Here is a 24,568-nt window from a genome sequence, read left to right on the forward strand (position 1 = left end):
ATTCTTGATTAAATTTTTTATTTTTGCCGCATAGCATCCTTGATCACCGGCAAGAGACGTTCGGATATCTCCACATTTTCCTCAGTAGAATAAAAACGATATTTGGATAAATTTGCCGGATCGATGGCCAGATCTTTGACAACCGGAGGGACATCTGTACGTCTGCTGTTAAGCAGCACATTTTTAGTCACCTTAATTTGGGTTTCTTTAGAAAGCAACCAGTTAATATACAGTTTGGCCGCATTCGGATGCGGCGCGTCCTTGATTAAAAAGAGGCCCCCCAGTCCTGATGCCGCGGGCGTAATTTTATCTTCCAGCGTCGTTACATTTTTACCAAGACCCTGACTGACGAACGGTACGAGCTGGGTATCATTAAAGCCGATTGCGATAGGATACTTGCCTCGCACTACCCACTCCGCCTGTTGGCGTTTGTCATCCGTAACAACCACTTTCTGCGTAGACAAAAGATCATGCACAAACTTCTCTCCATACATAAATCCGAGATTGCCTAACGAGCTAAACGAGGCTCCCCCGGTAGGCGTCTGCATAACGATCTTATTTTTGAATTTGGGATCAAGCAGTTGTTCCGAAGATGTAAGCTCAGATTCTGGAATAAAGTCGCGATTCACAAATACGGTCGGTGAGAGGTATACCGTGTAGGAGGGCATGAATTTTTTTTCTTTGTCATGAAACATACCGTTTAATCCGCCGATCCACTTACTGTCATCGGCAATTTCAGGGAGCAGCACCGGACGGATCGGATCCAGAAAACCGTCATTTTTTGCTTGGTAACCTTGCAATTCTACCCCGCCGGCTCTTACATCCCAAAGGTTTTGCCCCAGCTCGCGTTCCTTCCTGACTTTTGGCCAAAAATCACGCCCATTAGCGCCTGTATACTCGACTTTAATTTCCGGGTAGTCCTGCTGAAACAAATCGACCAGCGACTTTCTCCACACTTCGCTCGGATCTCCGGACATGACCAACTTGCCCTCTTTTTTTGCTGCTGCAACGATTTCGTCCCATTCACCGACTTCCTTTGTTTTCTCGCTCTTCTTTTCCTCCGGAACGGAAGCTTTCGGCTCCGGCTTTTTCAGCGCGCTTGAACCGCAAGCCGTAATAGCAAGCAACAGGCTGAAAATTACTATTACTTTGCTTAAATACCACTTTTTATTTGCCATAAGATAGTCGCACTCCTTTCTATTATGAACTTTTGAATACGCTTTCATATTGTCATTGTAGCTGAGGTTTCCTTTTTCTTGCAAATTTAAAAAATTTATAGGGCTTCACAGTTCATCAAGAGTTTATTTAAAACCGATAATCAAACACGCTCCCCCGGTAATCAGTCCTAAACTAGTCCAAAATACGGCGCCAAACTTCTCATCATCCCGCAGCATCATATAGCTTAACACTGCCGTCCATATCGGAGCTGTAGCTACTAAAGCGCTTACATAAGGCACAAATAACATTTTTAAAGCGTAGAAATTGGTCAACTGAGCTGCTCCCGCATAACAGGAAGCCAGAACCAAATTTTTATTCAATGCTGTGAAGTGGCTCCGGTGTCTTTCAACGAGCTCTCCCCTAAGCATTAAAAACACTAACATAGCGAGCCAAGCACCCAAAGTTGAAAAACCCGTTGCAATGATAATATCGGAATAATGCTGGATGGAAACTGCACGGACAATATCGGCCGCCGCAAACAAAAACGCTGCGGCTACTCCCAGTATAATCCCTTTGTACCAACGACGGTTTTGAAATAATGTTTCCTTTTCAGGAGTAGAATTTTGGACATCCTCTTTTTTCCACCCGGAAATCCAAATTCCCGCCATAATGGTAAAAATGCCGATAAAAGACAACCATGTAGGCAGCTGATAGAAAAAGAGAAATGCCAGCAAAATCGCAAATAAGGGTGCAGAGTTTTTGATCAGACTTCCCCTGGAAGGCCCAATTAAAGCTATAGAGTTATATAGACCCCATCGCCCTAAAAATGTACCTAACACACCCACAAGCAAAAATAGCAGAATCGTTGAAAAGTCGGGCCATGGCGTTCCCTGTATATATTTTGTAATGACGCCGAGCGGAAAAAAGAATAAGAAATTCAAGGTAACGGTAAGCACAATCGCCTGCAGGCCCGTAATTCCTTTGGATGCTTTTCGGCTGTAAATATTGCAAAGCGCGAATAACACTGCTGTGACGAAGGAAAAAAATACACCCATAGATCAGCTTCTCTCTGTCCTATAAAGAGACATTGATAGTTTTGATTTGAGTATAGCTGAGCATTTCTTCGATGCTATTTTCAACGCCGATTCCGCTCTGCTTGTAGCCTCCGAAGGGTGTGCCCATAAATCGGGAGGAGCTGTCGTTTATCCAGATGTAACCCGTCTCCAGACAGGTGGCTATACGGTAAGCACGTCGAATGTCGTTAGTCCAAATGCTGGCTGTCAGGCCGTATTCGCTGTCATTTGCCAACTGAAGAACATCCTCCTCATTTTTCCAGGGAATCACGGCTATTACGGGTCCGAATATTTCTTCGACTGCAATTTCCATCTCCGGAGTAACCTGATCCAAAACCGTAGGCAAATAAAAGTATCCTTTATCAAAGGGAGCTTTCTTTTCCCTGCTTCCGCCGGTAACTACACGCGCACCTTCAGCAACGGCCCTCTTCACAAATCCGTCGACTTGCTGTAGATGAGCCTCTGAAATTAAAGCTCCCATTTGACAGCCGGGGTCACTGGGTATGCCTAATTTTATTTTCTCCACTTCTTCAGCAAGTTGTCTTACAAAATCCGGATACATCGATTCATGCACAAAAATCTTCGATGTAGACCCGCACGACTGTCCTTGCGAAACATCGAAATTCATACCTTTCACCGCTGATTTCACAACTTCTTTGAGGTCCGCATCCGGAAAAACCAGCATCGGATTTTTCCCACCGAGCTCCAATGACACAACTTTCATTCTCTCAGCAGCGGTCTGCAGCACTTTCCTTCCGGTTGTGCTGCCTCCCGTGAATGCGATTCTTTTTATTTCCGGATGGCGTACCAGAGCATCACCTGCATGCTGGCCGTCGCCGGTGATAATGTTCAAGACGCCTGGAGGCAATATCTGGTTAACTAATTTTCCGAAAATCAAAGGTGAAATCGGAGTTTGGTCTGCGGGCTTCAAAACAACCGTATTTCCGGCCGCCAAAGGAGCGGCAATTTTACCGGCGGCAAACATGATGGGATGGTTAAACGGGATAATCCGGGCGACAACTCCATACGGTTCGCGAAACGTACTGTGCAGCATCGTACCGCCGAAGGGAAGGGTATCCCCTTTCATTTCCAACACCAAACCGGCGAAGTATCGGATTTGCCTTGCGGCTGCCACAATGTCGGTTTTCATTGCGGATACCGGGTTACCGCTGTCGATGGCATCGATAGCAGCCAGATAATCGATGTTTTCTTCCAACAGATCGGCCAGCTTAAGTAAAAGTCGGCCACGCTGCATGGGAGGTGTATGTTTCCAGGTTTTTAACGCTCTACTCGCCGCTTGAACGGCTTCATTCACATCTTCGGCGGTCGCGGCCGGAACTTTCGCCAGCAGTTCGCCGTCTGCAGGATTAAATACATCCATCCACTTTCCCGATTTACTCTCGACCCACTGTCCATCGATCAGCATCGGATAAAACTTGGTTTCTCGTATTTCCTTTAAAGGATCCGACAATTCATGCTGAGCGTTCCTCATATCCTGTTCACCCTCCGTTTATTTGTTTAAACTCTTCACTATGGTGAAATCGACAGCATCCGTAACCTTACCGTCAAATTTAGCGCCCGTCTCTGCAGTAACTTCTTGTATTTCCTCAGTAAACACTTTGTCTTCCATCGTGCCGTCTTTTGAGACCAAAATAACGATGTCCTCATAGGCTCCCTTGGCAAGCTCCGGCTTCAATTCCCAAAACTTCTCAATAAAGGCGATCGTTTCTTCGCGATGTTCATGAATGTACTTCATGCTCTCTAATGTGGCTTGAAGCATTTTTGTCACTTCTTCCTTGTTCTTTTCCAGGTATTTTCCCGGAACGGAAACACCCGCATTCCCGCGCTTAAGTACGTCAATCGAATTTTTCAAACGGGGATATCCTGCTTGTTCCGCCATTTGACTGTACGGCGGAGAAAGTATCGCACCCTTGGCCGCACCTTGAACTAAAGATTGGTAGCTGTTCGCTGTGGTGGAAGAGCTGACGATATTCACGGATTTAATCGGATCCAGGCCGGCGTTTTGGAGAATCATTTTTAAGGAGTAATGATCTGTAGCGCCGGAATTGGTAACCATAACAGCCTTACCTTTAAGATCCTGTACGGTTTTAATATCCTTTGCGCCGAACAAGCTAAAAGCCAGGTTATCCAAAGTAACCATTACCACCTTCAAATCCGATCCGCCGGTAATGACGGAACGGAGAGAAGAGCCCAGAGACCCCGTGTACGGAACTTCTCCGCTGATGGAAGCAGCGACTGCAGCGCTTGGTTTTAATACCTGGATATCAAGATCGATTCCGGCTTCTTTATATATCCCTTTTTCCACACCAATATAGTGCGGCAGAAACACAAGACTTTTCGCGGGAACGCTGATACTGATTTTTTTAAGGTCTGCAGGCTTTTGCGAGGCGATAGGAGTATCTTTTTTAGCTTCCGCTCCATTGGCAGCGCTTTCTTTAGGGGCGGCACTTTTGTCGGCCGAAGCGGGCGCTGCCGATTGACCGCAAGCTGTAGATAAGAAAGTCATCAACAGGAGCATAACGATGAGAGAGAATCGTGTTTTCATGAGGTCACCTTCCATAAGTTAGGTTTATTCGGTACTTTTCCGGTAAACTACTTTGCCAGACTCTTCACAATACTAAAGTCGACAGCATCGGAAACCTTCATTTTAGACGTGCTATTGGTCTCTTCTAAAATCTCATTGATTTCCTCCATGAAAACTTCATCCGCCAATGTTCCGTCTTTAGAAAAAAGAACAACCGTGTCCTCGTATGCGCCTTTTGCCAGCCCCGGATCTATTTCAAAAAATTTGCTGATAAAAGGAATCACTTCCTGCTGATTTTCTTTAATATATTTCATGCTTTTGAGAGTAGCCCGAATCATCTTTTTCACTTCTTCCTCGTTGTTTTGCAGATAAGCCGTTGTCACGGAAATCCCTGCATTTCCGCGCTGGATAACATCAATTGCGTTTTTCAAACGAGGAAACCCTTCTTTTTCGGCCATCTGGCTGTAAGGCGGCGAAAGTATAGCGCCCTGGGATGCGCCTCCTAGTAAACCTTGATAGCTATTAGCGGTTGTTGTGGAGCTGACGGCATTTAAAAAGGTATTTGGGTTAAGGCCTTCTTTCTCCAACATTTTTTTCAATACATAGTTATCAGAACCAGTAGTATTCGTCACCATAACAGCCTTACCTTTGAGATCTTTTATTGATTTGATATCTTTAGCAGCAAACAAACTGAAACCCAGCTTATCCAGGGTCACCATTACTACCTTCAGGCCGGATCCGCCGGTGATGGTCGAACGGAAAGTAGATCCCAAAGAACCCGTATAAGGAACTTCACCGCTAATCGCAGCGGCTACGGCAGCACTGGCTTTCAAGACGCTTACCGAAAGATCAATGCCCTCTTCTTTATACATTCCTTTTTCTATGCCCATATAGAGGGGCAGAAATGCCAAGCTTTTTGCGGGAACGCTTATCGTCAATTTTTTGAGTTCCTTGGAAGCATCCTTACTTTGTTGATTAGGGTTGACGGCATCCGATTTCCCATTATTGACAGCGATCGTTTCCCTCTGACCGCAAGCTGCCAGCAAAAGAGATAGTAATAAAATAATCGTAAAATAAAACCGCTTATTTCTAACCATCCTGCTATCCCTCCCCCTCAAACCATAATGCTCCTAATCATTTGACTCCTCTTTAATCAATGCCCAGATACGATCTTCATACTCCAAAAATTTCGGATCGCGTTTAATAGTTTCATCGCGTGGCCGAGGAAAATCAATCGGAATAATTTCTTTTATACGACCAGGACCCTTTGAGAGCACCACCACCCGATCGGCCAAATAAATAGCTTCATTGATTTGATGTGTAATGAACAGCGCGGTTTTCTTATTCTCCTGCCAAATCCGCAAGAGTTCATGCTGCATCATCTCTCTTGTTTGGGCGTCAAGAGCGGCAAATGGCTCGTCAAGCAGCAAAAGCTGCGGATCCGCAATAAGTGCACGCGCTAAATTGACACGCTGTTGCATGCCCCCTGATAACTCATGGGGATAACGCTGCTCATATCCGGACAGGCCCACAAGACTGATCATCTTTTTTGCCCGTTCCAGCGCTTCTTTTTTGGGAACACCCCAAAGTTCAATTCCATAAGTCACATTTCTCACAATAGTACGCCATGGCAGAAGCGCCGCAGATTGAAATACCATCGACAGATCTTTACAGGGACCCGTGATCGGCTTGCCGTTAAGACTAAGATTACCTCCACTATGCTTCAGAAGACCCGCTACCGCACTGAGAAATGTAGATTTTCCACATCCGCTCGGTCCGACAATACAAACGAACTCATTCTCCGCAATCGTAAGTGTGATATCCTCTACGGCAAGATGATACTCCCCTGTCCGTTTTACGAAATACTCGATTTGAACCCGGTTTGCGATAAGCTTATCCTTCGTCGCCTCAAACCCTCGTTCTTTAGTTACTGCCAAAGATAAAGAATGCTGACCCATATGATACCCCCGTAAGGTAGAGTATTTATTTTCCATTTATTGACTACGATCTATCGGGACGCCACCTGTCAAAAATACGTTCCACCCGCACCAGCAACTCTGATGAAGCGATGCCAATCCCGGCAATCATTAAAACACAAACGAAAAGCAGATCCGTTCTAAACATGGTTCCTGCCTCCATAAGCCGATATCCGATGCCGGCGTTGGCCGCATACATTTCTCCAACAACGATACCGATCAGCCCCAATCCAATACCGAGACGCAATCCGGATATAATAGACGGAATGGCTCCAGGCAAAATGATGGTAAGAAAAATTTGTAAATCGCTGGCATTAAAAGCGCGGGCAACTTTGACCAGGTTTTGGTCAATTGTACGGACACCGGTCATCGTATTGACGACAAACGGGATCACGGACATCATAAAGATAATTGCGATTTTCGACCCCATACCAATGCCAAGCCAAATGATCAATACCGGAAGGAAGGCAATACGTGGAGTGCTGTAAAAAAATGAGACAAACGGATCGAGAATGGCGTGTACTCTCCAGTACCATCCCATCATTAAACCGATAGGAACCCCAACGAGCAGGGCTAGAAGGTATCCGGAGAAAAATTCGATTCCGCTGATTCTTAAATCATTCCATACTAATCCGGATTCGATGTATGCAACTCCGGCAACCCATACTCTGGAAGGGGAACTGACAAACATGGAATTAAATAATCCGCTTGCTCCAATGATTTCCCACATCACAAAGAAAAGAAGAATTGCCCCCCCTCCAAGAATTTCTCGCTCACGCTTAAAGTAGAAGGCTTTTACAACATTCGTTCGGGGTCTCTTTAACCTGTTTGAAGTCGATTTCACTTGAATATTCTCAGCCACTTGTAAAACCGCCTCCCTTATGCATGTATCGTTTGCGATGCTTTTACTCCTAATCCGTTCTCTTGTTTTTTTAACTCATGAATTCTCTCAATAGCGGTAGTAAAATGCGCCAGGTATAATTTCACACATTCTTGGAACCTTGCATCCCGCATAGCCTGCAGCCTCGATTGGGTGCATATCGCTTGTAAATCGGCCCCGGAAAAACCGTCGGTTTTTTGCGCAATCTGTTCGCTTAGAGCAGAAGCGGATAGCTCATCGCTTAACGGCATATTTGCCAGCAGCACTTGTAAAATGTCAATCCGGTCTTTGAAATCCGGAAGCGGAACATGAATTTGCATACCCAAACGGCCTGGTCTTAAAATTGAGGAATCGATCAGATCTATTCGATTGGTAGCCCCGATAACCACGATGTTGGCCATAGATTCGATGCCGTCGAGTTCGGACATAATTTGATTTACTACCCTCTCCGTGGTACGGGAACCGGAATCAAAACCGCGTTTGGGCACAATGGCATCAAGCTGGTCAAAAAAAATGATGCTTGGCGCAAGCTGACGGGCAACCCGGAAAATATGGCGGATAGCCTCTTCGGACTCACCGAGCCATTTGCTGAAAACTTCAGGACCGTCCAATGCTAAGAAGTTTACCCCTGCCTCATTAGCCAGAGCTTTTGCCAATAAAGTTTTGCCGGTACCCGGAGAGCCATATAATAAAATTCCGCGAGGCGGGGTCAAGTTCAATTGCTGATAACGCTCCGGTTCCTTCATTGGCCGCAATACCATATCCTGCAGCTCCCGTTTGACGCTCTCCAAACCGCCTATCTCATTCCAACGAACGTTCGGTATGGAGACAAGCGCCTCACGAATTGCCGATGGACGAATTTTCGTCAGCGCCAATTGGAAGTCCTCCGGCTCCACTGTGATCTGTTCCGGTTTTAATTGGAACCCTTCAAGATGATTTTTGAGATTGGATGTGCTTCGCCGCAATGAGTTTAATCCTGCTTCCCGGCATAGCTCCATGAGATCAGCACCGACAAAACCGTGCGTTACATTCGAAACTTGCGGCAAAAAATCTACAGCCGATGAACTCAGAGGCATTTCCCGGGTATGAATTTGCAAAATCTCCAGTCTGCCGACCGCGTTTGGCGGCCCTATAATAACCTCTCTGTCAAATCGCCCCGGCCGCCGCATCGCGTTATCCACGGCATCGACGCGATTGGTCGTGCCGATCACTACAACGCTGTCAACCTTGGACAGCCCATCCATGAGTGAGAGAAGCTGGGTCACCGCACGAATGTCACTTTGTGAGCCAAGCTGATCACGACGCGGTGCAATGGCATCCATTTCATCAATAAAAATAATCGATGGTGCGTGATGAGCCGCCTCACTAAAAATCTTGCGAAGATTAGATTCGGTTTCGCCGTACATGGTGCCGACAACGGACGGGCCGTTGATATAATAGAACTTCGCCTGAAGCTCATTGGCAATGGCCCGGGCAAAATGGGTTTTGCCGCTGCCTGGGGGACCGTAAAGCAAAATCCCCCTTGGAGCCTGAATGCCAAGTTGGCGATACATATAAGGAAATTGAAGCGGCAGCTGAATTAATTCACGTACTAATTTAATTTCCGCTCCTAATCCTCCCACGTCTTCGAAAGTGGTGTCAAAAGCCCCTTCCACAGTTCGCGCATCAGGGGGTTCCACTTCAATTACCGTTTTCTCATTGATGATTCCCTGTATGTCAGAGTGTGTATGTGTATGCGTGTGAGAATGTGAATGGGAGTGTGAATGGGAATGGGAGTGTTTGTCTCCGTCTGTATGCGTGTGTGGAGCGCCGTGGACTTCCACTACCTTATAAAGGATGCCGGCGTTGGAATCGTGAAAAGTGGCGAATAACACAGATCCGACCATGACGGGAGTTTGATGTTTGCTAAACGTCTCTGATAAATGCTCAATAAGATGATGCGCCCGCGATACATCAATGGGAGGCGATAAGATCACCCTGCTGACAGGCTCTAACTCCTTCTTTTCAATACGGACATCTTCGTTGATTCTTGCTTTGATCGATTGCCTGAGAAACCGGTCCAGACGAATAATTCCGCTCCCGGTGTCTTTTTCAAGAGGTTCTGCGACTCTGCCTAACGTGTGACGCCCCAATCCGGTTTCGATCGCCACCACATCACCGATATGCAAGTCCGCTTGTTCCATTAGCTGTTGATCTATCGTCACTTGGCATCTGGAAGTAGTGGCAAGCTCTGACACTGCACGATCAACTGTTGCTTTGATTCTTTTTAGCATTTTGCAGATCCTCCTTGCATCTTGTTATTGTTCTGCTATTTGAAATCGGGAGAATTCTCAATCTCTTCAAAAACGGAACCTTTATCAACGCCAAGTGTCTGCGTAAAATTGGCTTCTACCGCAATAATTTTCGCCGTATCCTCATCACTGTCATTGAAATGCTGATAAACCACGCCATCTCTTCGCAGCGGAAGCTGCAAAATGTCGCCGGCTACCCACGTGTAGCTTTCTCCATCGACTACGGTGTGCCCCTTTCCCTTCCAGAAATATAACAGCTTTCCTCCAGGATGATGTTGGCGTCCGCTCTTGCTGCCCGGCGGAATGTGTTGGACATAGATGATTTCGCTGTTGATTGGCGTATCGTCCATATTCGGGTGCAGATACCACTGCATCAGTCCATGGCGATTATTCTCCAAGGGAAGATCCTTCACCCTTACGATAATGTCGGTATTTTTCTTTTGTTCACGCTGCTTGTCACGAAGCTCCATTAACTCCTCAAAATAATTATGCGCCGCCAATTTTTCTTCTCTGCTGCTCATGCTTCAATCCCCCTCCTAAAGAACATCGCCGTACATCTTCTTAAAATCTTCATTGACCTCACTCTGTACAAGCTCGCTGGCCGCTTCGTCAAACAGAGGATAGTTAATAAAAGCTATCCATTTACAGCCCTTTTCCGGATCCCCGTTAAAATGCTGGTGCTCGACACCCCCGGGCTTCAGCGGAAGCGGCACGAGATCGCCCTCTTCCCAGTCATAGCGAACGCCATCGACAACAGACCATCCGCTGCCCTCAAGAATAAAGAGCACAAGGCCTCCTTGATGCCGGTGTTTTCCGCTTTGTTTTTTGATATCATGAATAAAAACCTGCCAAGTTTGCAAAGCGGTATCCTTGAAATAAAGGCCCGACAGCAAATATTGAATATATCCTTGACGGCTCAATTGGACTTCCGCATCCTTGCCCTTTACCAAGAGTCTTCCTGAAACTTGCCGGTCATTAAAGTCTTTGCGGTACTTAAGCGCCATTTCATAGATGTTATTAGGCATCTGCTCACGTTCACGACTCTTTGTTCGTTCAAACTCCATGTTAACCTCTCCTCATTCATTTAATTTTTGATATCAAGTACAGATACGATTTCCATAATATGACGCAGCTCAGCTAGAGACGCTTCCGACAAGTCCAGAGCTTCCCAACGGGGGAAGACTTCAACGTTATAGCCCATCATACGTAAACCTTCTTTATACAAGGAACGTCCTGATTGCTTAAAGATTTTGGAAATCCCCAATGAAGCGCGATTGACCCGATCCTGCAGTTTAAAAGCAAGCTCCCAGTTTTTATCATGAATTGCATTCCACATGGAAACGGCCAGCTCCGGGAATAAAACGGCTAAGGGGTTGATCGCTCCGCGAACGCCAAACGGAACCGTAGTTAACAAATACATCGTTGAGCCCGAATATACCGCTACCCGCTCCGGCAGACGTTCCACATACTGCAGCATCATTTCGGGACTGGCGTATGACAGTTTAACCCCGCATAGAGTAGGAATTTGCTCGCTTAGCCGAACCAGCCAATCGACCGTAATGTTGACCCCGGAATATTTGGCGTTATTGTACATCACCATCGGCAGTGATGTTGCTTTAGCCACCCCCATGAAATGCGCATCGATTTCCGCTGTTGTATGATCCGTGTAGTAATAAGGGGCAATCACTGCGATCCCGTCAACTCCTGCGGCCTCCGCTTCCACCGCCAACCGGGTGGTGCTGCGCAGATCGGTTGTACCGACATGGACGATGACCGGTACTCGGCCATTCACATGCTCCACAACTTTAGCCGTGGTCTTGGTTCTCTCCTCTAAACTCATAGCCGGTCCCTGGCCTTGAGAGCCCAATAGAAATATACCGTGAGCCCCTGCTTCAATCGCACCGTCCGCCATATTAAGCAGTGTTTGCTCATCCACTTCACCGTTCGATTTGAACGGTGTGATCAAAGGTAAAATAATCCCAGTAAACATAGATCATAGCCTCCATATCCATTTTGTTTTATAAGCGTTTATAAAATTCCCGGGCATTGCCGCTCAAAATTTTCTTCTGCATGTCTTCCGGAATAAAGTCGGTTTCCACAACCCAGTTCAACGGATCAAACGTAGCGTGAGGCCAATCTGAAGAATAGAGGAATAAATGCTCTGCATGACATAATTCAAGTAAGTAGGCAAAATGCTTGTTGTTTTTCGGCTTGCACATCGGCTGTGTAGAGAACCGGAAATGCTCGAAAATATATTCGCTTGGAAGTTTTTTCAGATACTTTTCTCCGCTTTCCAGCTTTCTCTCCACAAACTGGATATCGCCGGGATGGTCCAGATATAACTCATCCATTCTGTACATGAGATCGGGAAGCCACCAGTAGCCGCCTTCTTGTACAAGCACCTTTTGCTTCGGATATTTATCGAAGAGGCCCTGCATGATCATACTGGCCATAAAAGCCATGCACGTTCCAGCAGAAGACACGCCAAGCAATTCAACCCAGGTACGGGATCCTATGGAAAGCGGCGACCATTGCTGCCAGAAGGTTCCGACATGGATCGAAATCGGCAGATCGAATTCGGCAAGCGCATCATAAATGGGATCATGTTTAGCGGAACCGATCGGTTCATAGGTGCCCCCAAACTCCGAATATACGCCGACAAAGCCGGGATGGTGAGCAAGACGGCGAATTTCCGCAGCTCCTGCCACCGGATCCCGTTGGTTGATCATAATAAGACCTTTAATTCGATCACTCGCAGGGAATACTTCATGAACCAGATAATCGTTATAGGCTGAAGCAACCGCAGTAATCATGGGTTCATTAAACATGCTCTGTGGACGCTGAAAACCGGGACTCAAAATGACCATATCCGTATAGTTATCGTCCAACACCCGCAGCACATCTGCGGCAGTCTTTGCCTGACCCTGGACGTTTTGACCCGTGCCCTGCAAACCGATGGCTTGATCGGGCGCATACTCGGAAGCAACCTGCGGATACCGCAGAAATTTGGATTGAAACGGTTCTTTCATATATTTCCGAAGGGTATCCCAATCCGGTTGAAAATGAAAGTCCGAATCGATCACCTCAAATTCTTTGCCTTTTGGATGAATAGGATGAGGTTGTATAATCTTACCTATTTCACGTTCAATAACAGCCGATTTTTCTTCCGAAGTCATATAACTTCTCCTCCCCAAATGTTGGATTGATTGACTTTACGCATTTTTCAGGAATTACTTGGTGTATAAAAGAATGTCCCCGTTTACAACCTTCACTTTATAAACCGGAAGGCGTTTTTTTGTATACGCTTCCAATTCGCCTGTTTCGACTGACCAATCCCACAGATGCCAGGGACAACGTACCACCTTTCTTGCCTTGTCGATTTTCCCTTCACATAATGACGCACCTTTATGAGGACACATATTGTTCATCGCATAAAATTCGTCGTCGATTTTAAATACAGTGATCACCCTTTTTCCCGCTTGAACAGTGACGACGCCTCCCTCAGACACCTCTTCTGCCTTCGCTACAAAGTATTCTTTCATGCCAACACCCCATTTAATATTGTTAGTTGTGCGTTCCTCGCTATTCAGCGGCTTCTTCCCTATACCAGCCCAATTTCTCCATGGCAGGCTGATCGCTGATCGAAAACAAAATCGCTTCCTGGTCAGCATTGTGAGAGTGCCAGGCCCAAGTCGGAATTGTGATTACATCTCCTTGACGCCATCGAATCTCTTTACCTTCGACGGTGCTCATTCCTTGGCCACGCATTACATAGTAAACCGTGCTGGAAAGATGACGGTGCGTAAGGGTTTGTTCACCGCAGTGAAGACGCTGAATGGCGCAGCCCATCGTAGGCAGGGTGTGATGATCCCCGGTCAGCGGGTTCGCGTAGCGCAGCAAATCGCCATCATAAGGACTTCGCTCAGCTCCCTGCTCTTGAAAAATAGGTTCCACTTCCGCCCAACGATAAATCAGTGGCAAAGCTCCTCCCTGGACCGGAGCGGCATTACGCAGCAATTCGGGCCTAATCATCCCTGCTTTATTCGAACGACGCACCGTATACCCAACCGGTTTCTCCTGCACCTGTTGATTTCGTCCCGATTCAAAAAACATCGCTTTCAACCGCAGTACCATAGGTGTATCGATAATATCCATCCAAATGATTTGTTCATTGGTCGGATTATGATGAGAATGCCAAGTCCAATTCGGGGTTAATATCAAATCTCCCGGTTCCATCTCAATTCGTTCGCCTTCCACCTCGGTAAAAGCTCCACGACCGGAGATAATGAAGCGGATAGCAGCCGCACTATGGCGATGAAGAGGTGCCGATTCACCCGGCAATAGCAATTGCAATGTGGAAGAAATCGTATGGGTGGTACTCGCGGGAGCCTCCAGACTCGGATTAACCAGACGGAGTACCCGCCTCTCCCCTCCGCTGCCTAACTGGACCAATTGACCTGCACGAAGCAGCAAGGATTCAATTTTTTCCCACTCCCAATGATAAGGCAAGCCGGTTTTAGCAGGTTCGCGAGTTAGCAATTCCCCTTCACGCCGCCAAAGGGCATCAACATTTTCTGCCTCCATATCCCGATATAGCGCTTCCAAATTATCTTCAAATTCAGGTGCGGATGATGACGACATATACAAGCCTCCTTCAAAATTATCTATTTTTGAAAAAAAACAGCCTTTAAGAATCATATGGATTCTTAAAGGCTGGGTTTATCTGTGAAATTGACAGGTTAACCGCCAAAGCAGATAATAAGCCGTTTATTCTATTTTACGTGAGCTTTTAAGATTTAGGAGCCAATCTTCATTTTACTGTCGGTCAGATAGTCCTGATATCTTTGATATGCAATTTCAAGGGATTTAATAAATGATTTTTTAGAAGTTAAATGAAGATGCCGATCAAGACGGTTTGCCAAAGGCTGGAAGCCTCCATTTAAAACATAGCCTATAACGAGCGATCTTATATAATTGTTAGCTGTCGGGCTGAGTGTAGTAAATGATGCATCAATAATCGTTGAGGTCTTGAGATCGACGATTATTACACAACTTATTACTTTCAACATCTCATAAAGCGCATTACCGCTTGGTAATTTGGCATTACCGGTAAACATGGCGGTGCCGGTAATTTCGGAATAATGCACTACGTTCTTTTCGAATAAATTAATGTTGTGATTCATGGTATTGTCATTAATAAATCCGCTCATATGATCACCCGACATCCTTCACTAAACCCGACGGTTAAATCATTGTATGTTTTTAGTTGTGATTTAAGAACGCCGTTGTTTGAAATGAAATGTTTTTGGGAAAACCACCCCATCCATTTAAGTAAAGACTATCACACAACCACATAAGCTGCAATCGCTTTTTTTTGCTAATAACCCATTAATTTACACGGGCTTTCTCTCTTCTTTCGCTCGTTCTCCCGTTCGACTATATTCGCCACGAATCGCCCATTCAGCTTCCTCCCGGTCGCGCTCCGACCACTCGCCCAGCTCATATCCGTGCCACGGAACACGGGGTTTAAGCCTCGGCAACCCCAGCTCTTCCCATATTTTTTTTGCTTGTTCCATATGCGGCTTAGCTGGCAGGGAAACCGGCGGATAATCAAACTTACGCATGGCATTGACAAGGCAAACCGAGCCGAAGTTCTTCTGAACCGTGTTGTCAGCAATATCCTTCGTAGGCGGATGTCCGGATGGATCCAACCCCGCGCTTCGATACGGTAAAATCCTCATATCATGTTCCGGCTGCACACGATAACTGAGCGCCCATACCACCGATTCCATATCGCTGGGATCAATATCTTCATCTACGGCGATAACCATTTTTCCGACGGTGGAATTCCGGCCCACCACAGCATATAACGCTTGCCAGACTATTGCCGGATTGCACTTTCGCATTCTGATCACGCACCAAGAATCGACCGCGATTTCATCGAATGTCACGTCCAATACATCCGGCAGGTTACATTGATTCCGAAGATAATGCAGATAGTTGTTATCCTGCGCAATCTTCTTCATTTTGCTGCTTTCACTAGGCGGCATTTGACTAATGATCGCGCAGAAAATCGGATTTTTCCGATGCGTGATAGCCGTAATTTCGAACACAGCATTGAATACCCGCGGACCCATATATCCCGTATATTCGCCGAAAGGTGCCTCAGGCTCGATGTATTCCGTGGAAATCCGACCTTCTATCACAAGTTCTGCATATGCAGGAACCAATAAGTCAACGGTTTTGCATCGAACCATATCAATAGGCTCGCCGAGCAGACTTCCGGCCACCGCATATTCCTCCACACCGTATGGGATGCGGGAACCTGAGGTAAAAGTAATCGTAGGCGGTCCGCCGATGACTAGTGCCGCTTCCAAAGGAATCCCTTTTTGACGTGCGAGATCCCAGTGATTCCAACCGTGATTGCGCGGGCTGATAAACATTCCCATCCGATCCGGCCCTTTTACTTGCCCGCGATAATTGCCGACGTTAGTCCAGCCCGTCTGTAGGTCTTTCGTAACCCAATTCGATGCTGTAGTGTAAGGAGCGATATCAAAGCCAGGTGTCGAAATCGGAATGGGAAACTCCTCAATACCCCCGTGTTCCAGCAAGCTATCGCCCATATGTACTTCTTCATGCACGGGTCCTGATTCCACAATGTTCGGAGGAATGGGCCGAGCTTGCGCTTCCAACCATCGTTCTCTTACTTTTTCCGGGGGGCACCCCATACCTAAAGAGTAGATTTCTGTTGAAGCTGCATAAATACCGACCGCCACCGAACCGGAAAAAGTACGGCCACGGCTATCAGTCACATTTTCGAATAAAAATCCGCGCCGCTGCTCTTCTTCCAACCCCCGAAATTGCCATCTTACTAGCGGCATCAATTCCGTATCCTTATTGACAGATTTTGTGATACGGTGCAGCTTCTCTTTGGAATCCAAAAGTTTTATGTGAGTACGCAAATCCTGTTTCACTGACATCTTTTTCACTCCTTTTTTTATAAAAAAACAGCCTTTAAGAATCTTTCGATTCTTAAAGGCTGTTTTTTGTCTGCGAGAGTTAGTAGTTGAAGCTACTAAAGCAGATAAAGAGCCGAATATGAATTAACATTTTGTATATATGAAACCGCTTTCTAAATAAAGAATACGTTGTCTTTTCTTAATTTAACATACAACGGAGTTAATTTCAAGATAAAAAAGAAAGCTAACAAAACTTGTAGTCGTAAGCCGTGTTATACAGCTGGACGATCTCCTCGTGCGTCGGAATCTTCAGATTATTCGCGGGACTGCCGCTGTCGAGAGCATCGAACGCCATTTTATGGACAGCGTTCGCCCATTTGTCCCGTTCGATCCCCCACTGGTTTATATTCGGTATGCGCAGAGAACGGCACAATTTTTTGATGGCGTCAATCGTCATGTCCGCGCGCTCCGGGATGGCGGTACCGGTCGTGTCCAGCCTCATGGTCTGTGCAATATGGGCAAGCCGTTCCTCCGCGCTGCTTTTCGTATAATCTAACACAGCTGGCAGCAGCATTGCATTCGATAACCCGTGCGGCACATGAAAGAGTGCGCCCACCGGACGCGACATCCCGTGGATCAGCGTAACCGACGCATTCGAGAAAGCGGCTCCCGCCAGCATGGCGCCGAGCGCAAGTTTTTCTCTCGCCTCCACATCGTCTCCCTGAATGAAAGCTTGATGCAAATGATTCATAATCAGTTCTATCGCCGACAGCGCATACAGGTCCGTTACAGGCTGCGAGCGGCGCGAGAGGTAAGCTTCCACAGCATGGCACAGCGCATCGATTCCGGTAGCCGCCGTAACGGCCGGGGGACAGGAAACGGATAATAATGGATCGACAATGGCTATCGCAGGAAGCAGCGCCGGATCCGAAATCATCATTTTCACATCGTTCGCCGTATCGATGATGACTGTGACTTTGGTGACTTCAGATCCGGTTCCCCCCGTGGTGGGCACGGCAATGAGCGGGATCGGTTTGGTGCGGAACCGGTTTTTGCCGCCGACGTATTTGCTGAGATGGCCTTCGTTGGTCATGAATACCGCCACGGCCTTGGCAGTATCGATACAGCTTCCTCCGCCTAAAGCGATGATGACGTCGCATTGCTCCTGACGGCAAATTTCCAGCGCTTCCTGCACGTGAACATCGGTCGGCTCTGCATCCACATTCAAATAGGTGGCGTATGGAAACGAATACCGGTTCAGATGCTCGATGCATAAATCGACGTTACCGATCTTTGCCATGATCGGATCGCTGATAATGAACGCTTTGACGCCCAAGAGGCTTGCCTGCTCGCCTACTTGGGTGAAAGCTCCCCGCCCGTATAAGACCTTTCCGGGCATAAGCAATTGATGGATCGATGTCATGCCGGGCCTCCTTATTGTTCTGTAGAATGGGTGTTCCGTTCAGGGATAAAGCAGATGCAAGCCGGATTTGACTCATGAATTGGATCGCCACTTGTATAAACGTATATTGTATGATCTTCCATATTTAGTAATAATACCATGCCCGGGCGACTCTAAACAAATTTCCGGTTTGCCCGGCCGTTTCGTGTTCTCCGTACACAAACAAAGACCCCACGATTCTACTCGTAGGGCCTCTTTCATGAGCTTTCATTTCTGCTAGGTGCGGTTCCATCCTGCCGTCAGGTGGCGTGACTCTGGCTGGCAACCTGTTACTTGAACCAGCCCTTCTCCTTGAACCGCATAATCGCTTCGATCCGGTTACTGACGCCGAGCTTATCCAGAATAGTGGAAATGTAATTGCGGACGGTTCCGGTTGTAATGTACAGCTCGCTGGCGATTTCCTTCGTATTCTTGCCGTCGGCGATAAGGACGAGCACTTCCTTCTCCCGCTCGGTCAACGGACTTTCTTCGCTATAAGCCTCATCCACCAGCTCCGAGGCGTAGATGCGCCTGCCGGCCATGATGCTGCGGATCGAGTCAGCGAGCTCCTCGCTGGGGCTGTCCTTCAGCAAATACCCGTTGGCGCCTGCCTTGACGGCCCTCTCGAAGTAGCCGGAGCGGGCGAACGTGGTGAGAATCATCACCTTGCAGCCGGATCCCTTCAATTCCTCGGCCGCGTCCAACCCGCTCTTGCCCGGCATCTCAATGTCCATGATGCAAATATCCGGCTTATGCAGGTGAACCAGCTTCACGGCCTCCTCGCCGTTGCTCGCTCGACCTACGACCTTCATATCCTCTTCCAAATCAAGCAGGGAAGCCAGAGCGCCCAGCAGCATCCGCTGGTCCTCGGCAATCACAATTCGGATCATGTCCCCGCCTCCTTCTCCGCTGGTTTGAAGACGTTCGGCACTTTCATCACGAGTAACATTCCATGATCGGAACTGATTTCCAAACTTCCGTTCACAAATTCAAGCCGCTCTTTCATGCCCCGCAGTCCGTTCCCCCGGACGCATAAGGATTCATCCGCTATGCCGATCCCATTGTCCTTCACCCGGATAACCAACTCGGTTCGCGATGGTTCGATGGCAATCGAGCACATCGATGCGCCGCTGTGCTTCACCACGTTGGTGACAGCTTCCTTCAGGCACATGCTGAGCACATTCTCGGTCATCAAGGAGGTGTCGGTCAGCTTAGGGTCCCCTTCCAAAACGAACTCGATTTGAGCGGCTCTACAGATCTGCTCAATTCGAAACATCTCATCCTCCAGCTTCGTACCGCGCATTTGGGTAACCATCTCCCGGACTTCCTTCAACGCGGTTCTGGCCGTCTGCCGGATTTCCTGGATTTCGATCTGGGCCTGGTTCGGGTTCTTATTTATTAATTTACCCGCCAAATCGCTCTTTAAGCCAATTAAGGAGAGCTTCTGCCCTAACGTATCGTGCAGATCGCGGGCGATGCGTTGGCGTTCTTCCAGCTTGACCAGCTCGGAAATTTTCTTATTCGCATTCTCCAGCTGTCCCTGTAATTGATCCCTTTTGTTCCGGTCGTAGGTGGTGACGGGAAGTAGGATCACGGCAATCAGACTGAGCAGGACGAACGGGAGCTGGGTAATAAATACAGGATTTTTCGATACGAACCCATAGTTGATAGTCGCCAGCGTGCTAACCAGATGAATGGAGTACAACGTAATAAATCCGATCCGATTTTGTATATTGCCGATAAAAAAAGCCAAAAAGAGGGAGAAATACACATAGCCGAACTGCAAGGTCATCGTGATGGAAATCAATATTTGCACGCTTGTCCAAAAGTACACCAGCCAGCCTTTGGAAACAAAGGACAGCACGTAGCAAACAAAGAACACGATAATCATGATGAAGCCGATCACCACTTCGTACGTAGAGGATGACCGGAATATGAAATAAAACGGAAGGATGTAAAAGACGACCCACACATAAGGACTAAGACCCGTATTTTTGTGAAAAATTTGATACCACTTCTGCATGGTCGCCCATCCTTTGTTCTTTGCCGATAAAGTTACTTGTATCATAACATAAAGGTTTGGCGCAGAGTTACTTTCCTTGCAGACTCGGGCTATGTTTTTTTATGGAATGGACTGCAGGATCGGTCTTGCCGAGCACCCGTTTGATGTCTCTGAAACCGACAAACGTTTTGTTACGCTCATCCCATAGATGGAAACGAAGCGACTTCAGGCTGGTGCGGAGCGTAATGGTCGTCGCCATTTGAAGGGGCGGCGTAGCCTCATGCGCCTTCTCCAGGTTATAGTTCGGTACTTTCGGACTTAAATGATGAACGTGATGAAATCCGATGTTGCCCGTGATCCATTGCAAAACCGTGGGAAGCTTGTAATAAGAGCTCCCCTCCACCGCGGCTTTCACATAGCTCCATTCTTCTTCGTTCTCAAAGTAGGAATCCTCGAACTGATGCTGGACATAGAACAGCCAGATGCCCAACAAGCCGGATACGAAGAAAATCGGCCCTTGAACCATGACGAATGCTTGCCAGCCGACGGCCCAGATCAACAGCGCATACAAAGCGACCAGGAGTACATTCGTCAAATAATTGCCCATGCGCTCCTTGCGTCTCGCTCCCTTGCGGTTAAACCGGTACTGCAGCAGAAAAACAAAGCTCGGTCCGAGTCCGAACATGACGAGCGGATTCCGATAAATCCGGTAAGCGATTCGCTGCCACAATGAAGAAGCCGCATATTCGTCCACGGTCAAAATCCATATATCGCCGATCCCCCGTTTATCGAGGTTGCTGCTCGTCGCGTGGTGGATGGCATGAGCATTTTTCCACTGTTCATACGGACAAAGCGTAAGGACACCCGTAATGGTGCCGAGTATATCGTTAGCCAGGCGGTTCTTGAAGAACGATTGATGACAGCAGTCGTGAAAGATGATGAACGTCCGAACCACAAACCCGGCCGCAACGATCGCGATCGGCAGCGTTAACCAATACGAAACGGACAGGCTAAGATACGCGCCGTACCAGAGCAGCACAAGTGGAACCAGGGTGTTGACAAGCTGCCGGATACTCGCTTTCGTATCGGTTTTCTCATAAGGAGCGACGTTCTTTTTCAGATGGGCTATGCTAGCTTGGTGCATTGCGGGCTTCCTCCTCGATATAACGCGCGGGGAACGTTGTTGAACACCGGACGCAGTTTTCTATCTTCAATTATAGAAAATGCAGCCCGTTCGCTGTAGTCATAAACGTCAAGTAGAAGGTATGACATTTGTCATATAGGAGGAGGTTTGCGGTTCGTATTCTCGCTAGCAGCCATTGTGATCGTGCCACCCTTTCGACATGCACGCAAAAAGACCAATCAACAAAATCCTGACTGGTCATGATGTTCTCTGGATTAAGCGATGCTCATTTGCTGCCTGGAACAAAATCGGCCCGGTTAATGAAAGTTAACATCAATTTTTTTCTTCGTATCGGGTTTGGTTTTAGGCATACGAATTTCAAGTACACCATTCTTATAAGTCGCTGTAACGCCTTCTGAAGATACGCTTGAAGGCAAGCTGATGGAGCGTTGAAAACGGCCGACAAAACGCTCCTGCCTGTGCAAATTTTCTTCTTTGACTTCGTTTGCTCTGTTGATGGACCCGGTAATGGTAAGGATGTTGTTGTCAATATCGATATTCACATCTTCTTTCTTTTCTAATCCCGGTATATCGCAAGTAGCCACGACTTCATTTTCGGTTTCATGGACATCAACCCTTAAACTGCCGAGATTTTGACCGAATCCTGTTTTAAAAGTCGACAAGTCTCCTGTGAAGAAACGGTCAAGCTCCCGTCTCATGTTTTCGAGATGCCGGAATGGTTCATAAGGGATTAGCTGCATCTTAAACGTTAGCCTCCTAGATCGTTGTTTTTGGATGAACAAGATTATAATTTCCCGAAAACCAAGCAATTATGCAAGGAAGCGTTTGATTAAATAACTATTGTGGAATGGCTTCCAAGAAAACCCCTTTTACCCGCTCGTCAACTGCCCGTATATCTCTAATAACCTGCCCCCGACTTTCATGCTGTCGTGATAATCTTCTGTGAATTTCCTCGACTCTACCCCCTTCTGAAACCGTGTCTCCGGCGATAATAATAAAGATTTCAGCACGTCATAGAACGTATCCGGACTGGCATTGCAGATCGGGGGTTGAGTCGGATACCGGCTCATCAGATCATCCCGCACATAGGCGATGACGGGCTTTCCGAAAGCCATCGATTCTACACAAAGCAAGCCATAAGAGCCGGTTATAATTTGATCGACAATAATGTCCGCTTGTCGGTACAACTGTTTAGCTTGCTCATGGCTGGTTTTATCTACACGTTGATAACGGAATGGAATTTCCCGCTGAAGCATTTCGATCGTCCGTTCTATCACATCCGTTCCTTTCACTTTCGGGTTGGAAGGCGCATGAATCACAAGAGGATTACTCTGAAGAGGGTTAGGAAAGACCGGAATGAATTTGGAAGTATCGATCGCTACCGGCAGGATATGAACTTGACGGTAATAGTCCGAGACGAACGGCAGCACTTCATAATCCTGTACAATCGCCGTGGAAATATATTTTGAGACCGTCATCAGCTTCTCATGGGTCTCCTGCTCGGGCACAAATCCCACGGACAGATACGGGTTCAGCAGCTGTGCCTTTGCGGTTCGAACATCGCTTCCCCAGTGATGCATAATGGCGTGTTTCCCTGCTGCGGCCACCATCTCCAAGTCCCGGTAATCCGTCATTGCCGTTAATAAGTGATGGTAGTGAAAGATGTCGAAATGCCTTAACGCCTCGCCCATAATGTTAACGATTTCCATCCCGTCAGCCGGTATAATATTTTCTTTATAATTTAATGCGGTATGGTAGTAGTTTAACCCGATCGCTTCATGGCCGTAGCTTTTTAACGCCCCGCATAAACTCCCCATTTGGCCCGCGATTTCAATAGGCAGATGGAGTATTTTCATAGAGATCACCCTTCTCTCCGGAATTTCATGATTTGAATAAGAATGATCTTATACTGTTTTATGATGACGAACGATTACTTGCTATTCCATTCGCTGAAAATGGGACATTGCCGTATTCCGTATGAAATTGCATGTGCATATCTTGTAATGAAAAAGAGGTTCTATGTATGAAAGGGTGCGTGAATTAGCAGTGGAAGGCTCTATATATGGATATTATCATCCGGCAGCCCAGGGCGTGCAAAATCACATTTGCGTTTTGCCATGCGGCGGTATATTTGAACATCCGATCTATAAGTGGACCGTTTCCGATCTGAAGTATTATGTGAAATATCATGCAGGGGATCAACCTGTCGACAGCATGTTTAACGGGTTTGTATTTAAAGGGTATTCTGTTGAAAAAGGGCGCTATATGCATCCGCTGCATGCCGCTTTCGGTCAACAAGCCAACCGGCAGGACTGGGAGCAATGGACGGAATCCTTGTTTGCTCCGGATACAAACCTGAAGGCCTTGTATGCTTTAGCCGATGATTCACCTTTGGACGTTTGGGTCTCCATCCCGTATCCGTTTATAGATGATAAGGTTTTCGGGGAATTGCACGGCAGCGCGCTTTACTTTGATACGACAGAACGACGATTTGCCGCCATTTCATGGTGGATAGATCAGTTTATCGCACGGTGGCACGCAGAATCCTATTTATCGCAAAAATTGCATTTTCGCGGTTTTTTGTGGCAGCGGGAATCGATCAATGAATATGATGACGAACTAGTGAAGCGGACCAATGCCTATATCCGAACCAAGGGCTTTCTTAGTTTGTGGCTGCCCTACTACGCCTCGTATGGCACGACGAATTGGAAAGACTTCAATTTTGACGTTGCAGCTTATCATACGAACTATTACGGCAACACGATGTATGACTATCAATGGGTGAACGCCGTATCCTATTCCGCCAGCTATTACAATACGGGAATTCAAATGATTTATGGAAAAGGTCCTATCTACAATGGCACTCATCATCTGGATCATTTCAATTTGGGATTACCGGAGTATCAGGGTTATATGAAGCATTCCTTCATCGTCTATCAGTTCCCGAATCAAACCATGAAGACCATCTATAGCGAAAACATCGTCGACTATATTCGGATCTATATGTTCATTAAGGGATTGTATACCAAAATTCCATATCCCAATATGGTCTATTAATCTGCCTATATATTTATCAAATTGATGGATCGGGGGAATTCA

At 47.0% G+C, this 24,568-nt stretch carries 23 protein-coding genes; 1 reads left to right on the forward strand and 22 read right to left on the reverse strand.

The genetic code is table 11. The annotated features are described in order from the left end of the window. Positions 1-17: 17 nt before the first annotated feature. The 22 genes from JMF85_RS27405 to JMF85_RS27510 all read right to left on the reverse strand — a co-directional run bounded on the left by JMF85_RS27405 (position 18) and on the right by JMF85_RS27510 (position 23,325). Positions 18-1,178: an ABC transporter substrate-binding protein gene (locus tag JMF85_RS27405; protein WP_201319345.1), complete on the reverse strand. Its 1,161-nt coding sequence runs from the start codon at positions 1,176-1,178 to the stop codon at positions 18-20. A gap of 123 nt (positions 1,179-1,301) precedes the next feature. Then, positions 1,302-2,213 (reverse strand): DMT family transporter, encoded by a 912-nt coding sequence (locus JMF85_RS27410; protein ID WP_201319346.1) that lies wholly within the window; start codon positions 2,211-2,213, stop codon positions 1,302-1,304. A 19-nt stretch (positions 2,214-2,232) separates the two neighbouring features. Further along, positions 2,233-3,723, reverse strand: a complete 1,491-nt coding sequence (locus tag JMF85_RS27415; protein ID WP_201319347.1) for an aldehyde dehydrogenase family protein — start codon at positions 3,721-3,723, stop codon at positions 2,233-2,235. A gap of 18 nt (positions 3,724-3,741) precedes the next feature. Then, positions 3,742-4,797, reverse strand: a complete 1,056-nt coding sequence (locus JMF85_RS27420; protein ID WP_201319348.1) for an ABC transporter substrate-binding protein — start codon at positions 4,795-4,797, stop codon at positions 3,742-3,744. A 47-nt stretch (positions 4,798-4,844) separates the two neighbouring features. Continuing rightward, complete coding sequence (locus tag JMF85_RS27425; protein ID WP_201319349.1) at positions 4,845-5,873, reverse strand: ABC transporter substrate-binding protein; 1,029 nt, start codon at positions 5,871-5,873, stop codon at positions 4,845-4,847. Between the two features lie 33 nt (positions 5,874-5,906). Further along, entirely contained in the window at positions 5,907-6,734 is an 828-nt protein-coding gene (locus JMF85_RS27430; protein WP_201319350.1) for an ABC transporter ATP-binding protein, read from the reverse strand. A 43-nt stretch (positions 6,735-6,777) separates the two neighbouring features. Continuing rightward, positions 6,778-7,614 (reverse strand): ABC transporter permease, encoded by an 837-nt coding sequence (locus JMF85_RS27435; RefSeq protein ID WP_201319351.1) that lies wholly within the window; start codon positions 7,612-7,614, stop codon positions 6,778-6,780. 17 nt (positions 7,615-7,631) lie between these two features. After that, entirely contained in the window at positions 7,632-9,905 is a 2,274-nt protein-coding gene (locus JMF85_RS27440) for an AAA family ATPase (RefSeq protein WP_201319352.1), read from the reverse strand. A 35-nt stretch (positions 9,906-9,940) separates the two neighbouring features. Then, on the reverse strand, positions 9,941-10,444 hold the full coding sequence (locus tag JMF85_RS27445; RefSeq protein WP_201319353.1) for a cupin domain-containing protein: 504 nt from the start codon (positions 10,442-10,444) through the stop codon (positions 9,941-9,943). A 15-nt stretch (positions 10,445-10,459) separates the two neighbouring features. Beyond that, positions 10,460-10,987, reverse strand: coding sequence for a cupin domain-containing protein (locus JMF85_RS27450; protein ID WP_201319354.1), 528 nt, complete (start codon positions 10,985-10,987; stop codon positions 10,460-10,462). A 20-nt stretch (positions 10,988-11,007) separates the two neighbouring features. Beyond that, positions 11,008-11,913: a dihydrodipicolinate synthase family protein gene (locus JMF85_RS27455; protein WP_201319355.1), complete on the reverse strand. Its 906-nt coding sequence runs from the start codon at positions 11,911-11,913 to the stop codon at positions 11,008-11,010. Positions 11,914-11,941: 28 nt separating this feature from the next. Then, a complete protein-coding gene (locus JMF85_RS27460; protein WP_201319356.1) occupies positions 11,942-13,099 on the reverse strand; it encodes an amidohydrolase family protein in 1,158 nt (385 codons plus the stop codon). A 54-nt stretch (positions 13,100-13,153) separates the two neighbouring features. Then, positions 13,154-13,465, reverse strand: a complete 312-nt coding sequence (locus tag JMF85_RS27465; protein ID WP_201319357.1) for a Rieske (2Fe-2S) protein — start codon at positions 13,463-13,465, stop codon at positions 13,154-13,156. Between the two features lie 40 nt (positions 13,466-13,505). After that, complete coding sequence (locus JMF85_RS27470; protein WP_201319358.1) at positions 13,506-14,621, reverse strand: cupin domain-containing protein; 1,116 nt, start codon at positions 14,619-14,621, stop codon at positions 13,506-13,508. A gap of 98 nt (positions 14,622-14,719) precedes the next feature. Next, positions 14,720-15,133, reverse strand: a complete 414-nt coding sequence (locus JMF85_RS27475) for a DUF3870 domain-containing protein (protein ID WP_201319359.1) — start codon at positions 15,131-15,133, stop codon at positions 14,720-14,722. Positions 15,134-15,316: 183 nt separating this feature from the next. Beyond that, complete coding sequence (locus tag JMF85_RS27480) at positions 15,317-16,903, reverse strand: UbiD family decarboxylase (protein ID WP_201319360.1); 1,587 nt, start codon at positions 16,901-16,903, stop codon at positions 15,317-15,319. 223 nt (positions 16,904-17,126) lie between these two features. Continuing rightward, the gene (locus JMF85_RS27485) at positions 17,127-18,305 is read right to left on the reverse strand and encodes an iron-containing alcohol dehydrogenase (RefSeq protein ID WP_127609294.1); all 1,179 of its coding nucleotides are present in this window, start codon (positions 18,303-18,305) and stop codon (positions 17,127-17,129) included. Positions 18,306-18,613: 308 nt separating this feature from the next. Then, entirely contained in the window at positions 18,614-19,213 is a 600-nt protein-coding gene (locus tag JMF85_RS27490) for a response regulator transcription factor (RefSeq protein ID WP_054797828.1), read from the reverse strand. After that, a complete protein-coding gene (locus tag JMF85_RS27495) occupies positions 19,210-20,346 on the reverse strand; it encodes a sensor histidine kinase (protein ID WP_127609291.1) in 1,137 nt (378 codons plus the stop codon). Before JMF85_RS27495 ends, JMF85_RS27490 begins: the two co-directional genes overlap by 4 nt. 67 nt (positions 20,347-20,413) lie before the next feature. Further along, positions 20,414-21,469 (reverse strand): Delta(5) desaturase DesA, encoded by a 1,056-nt coding sequence (desA, locus tag JMF85_RS27500; RefSeq protein ID WP_201319361.1) that lies wholly within the window; start codon positions 21,467-21,469, stop codon positions 20,414-20,416. 296 nt (positions 21,470-21,765) lie between these two features. Next, a complete protein-coding gene (locus JMF85_RS27505; protein WP_127609287.1) occupies positions 21,766-22,209 on the reverse strand; it encodes an Hsp20/alpha crystallin family protein in 444 nt (147 codons plus the stop codon). 129 nt (positions 22,210-22,338) lie between these two features. Then, positions 22,339-23,325, reverse strand: a complete 987-nt coding sequence (locus JMF85_RS27510; RefSeq protein ID WP_201319362.1) for a glycosyltransferase family protein — start codon at positions 23,323-23,325, stop codon at positions 22,339-22,341. 163 nt (positions 23,326-23,488) lie between these two features. On the opposite strand from JMF85_RS27510, the gene JMF85_RS27515 reads away from it, so the two are divergent. Beyond that, positions 23,489-24,526: a DUF4855 domain-containing protein gene (locus JMF85_RS27515; RefSeq protein WP_201319363.1), complete on the forward strand. Its 1,038-nt coding sequence runs from the start codon at positions 23,489-23,491 to the stop codon at positions 24,524-24,526. Positions 24,527-24,568 lie beyond the last annotated feature (42 nt).

It is taken from the genome of Paenibacillus sp. EPM92 (assembly GCF_016586185.1).
GTDB classification, from domain to species: Bacteria; Bacillota; Bacilli; order Paenibacillales; family NBRC-103111; genus Paenibacillus_G; species Paenibacillus_G validus.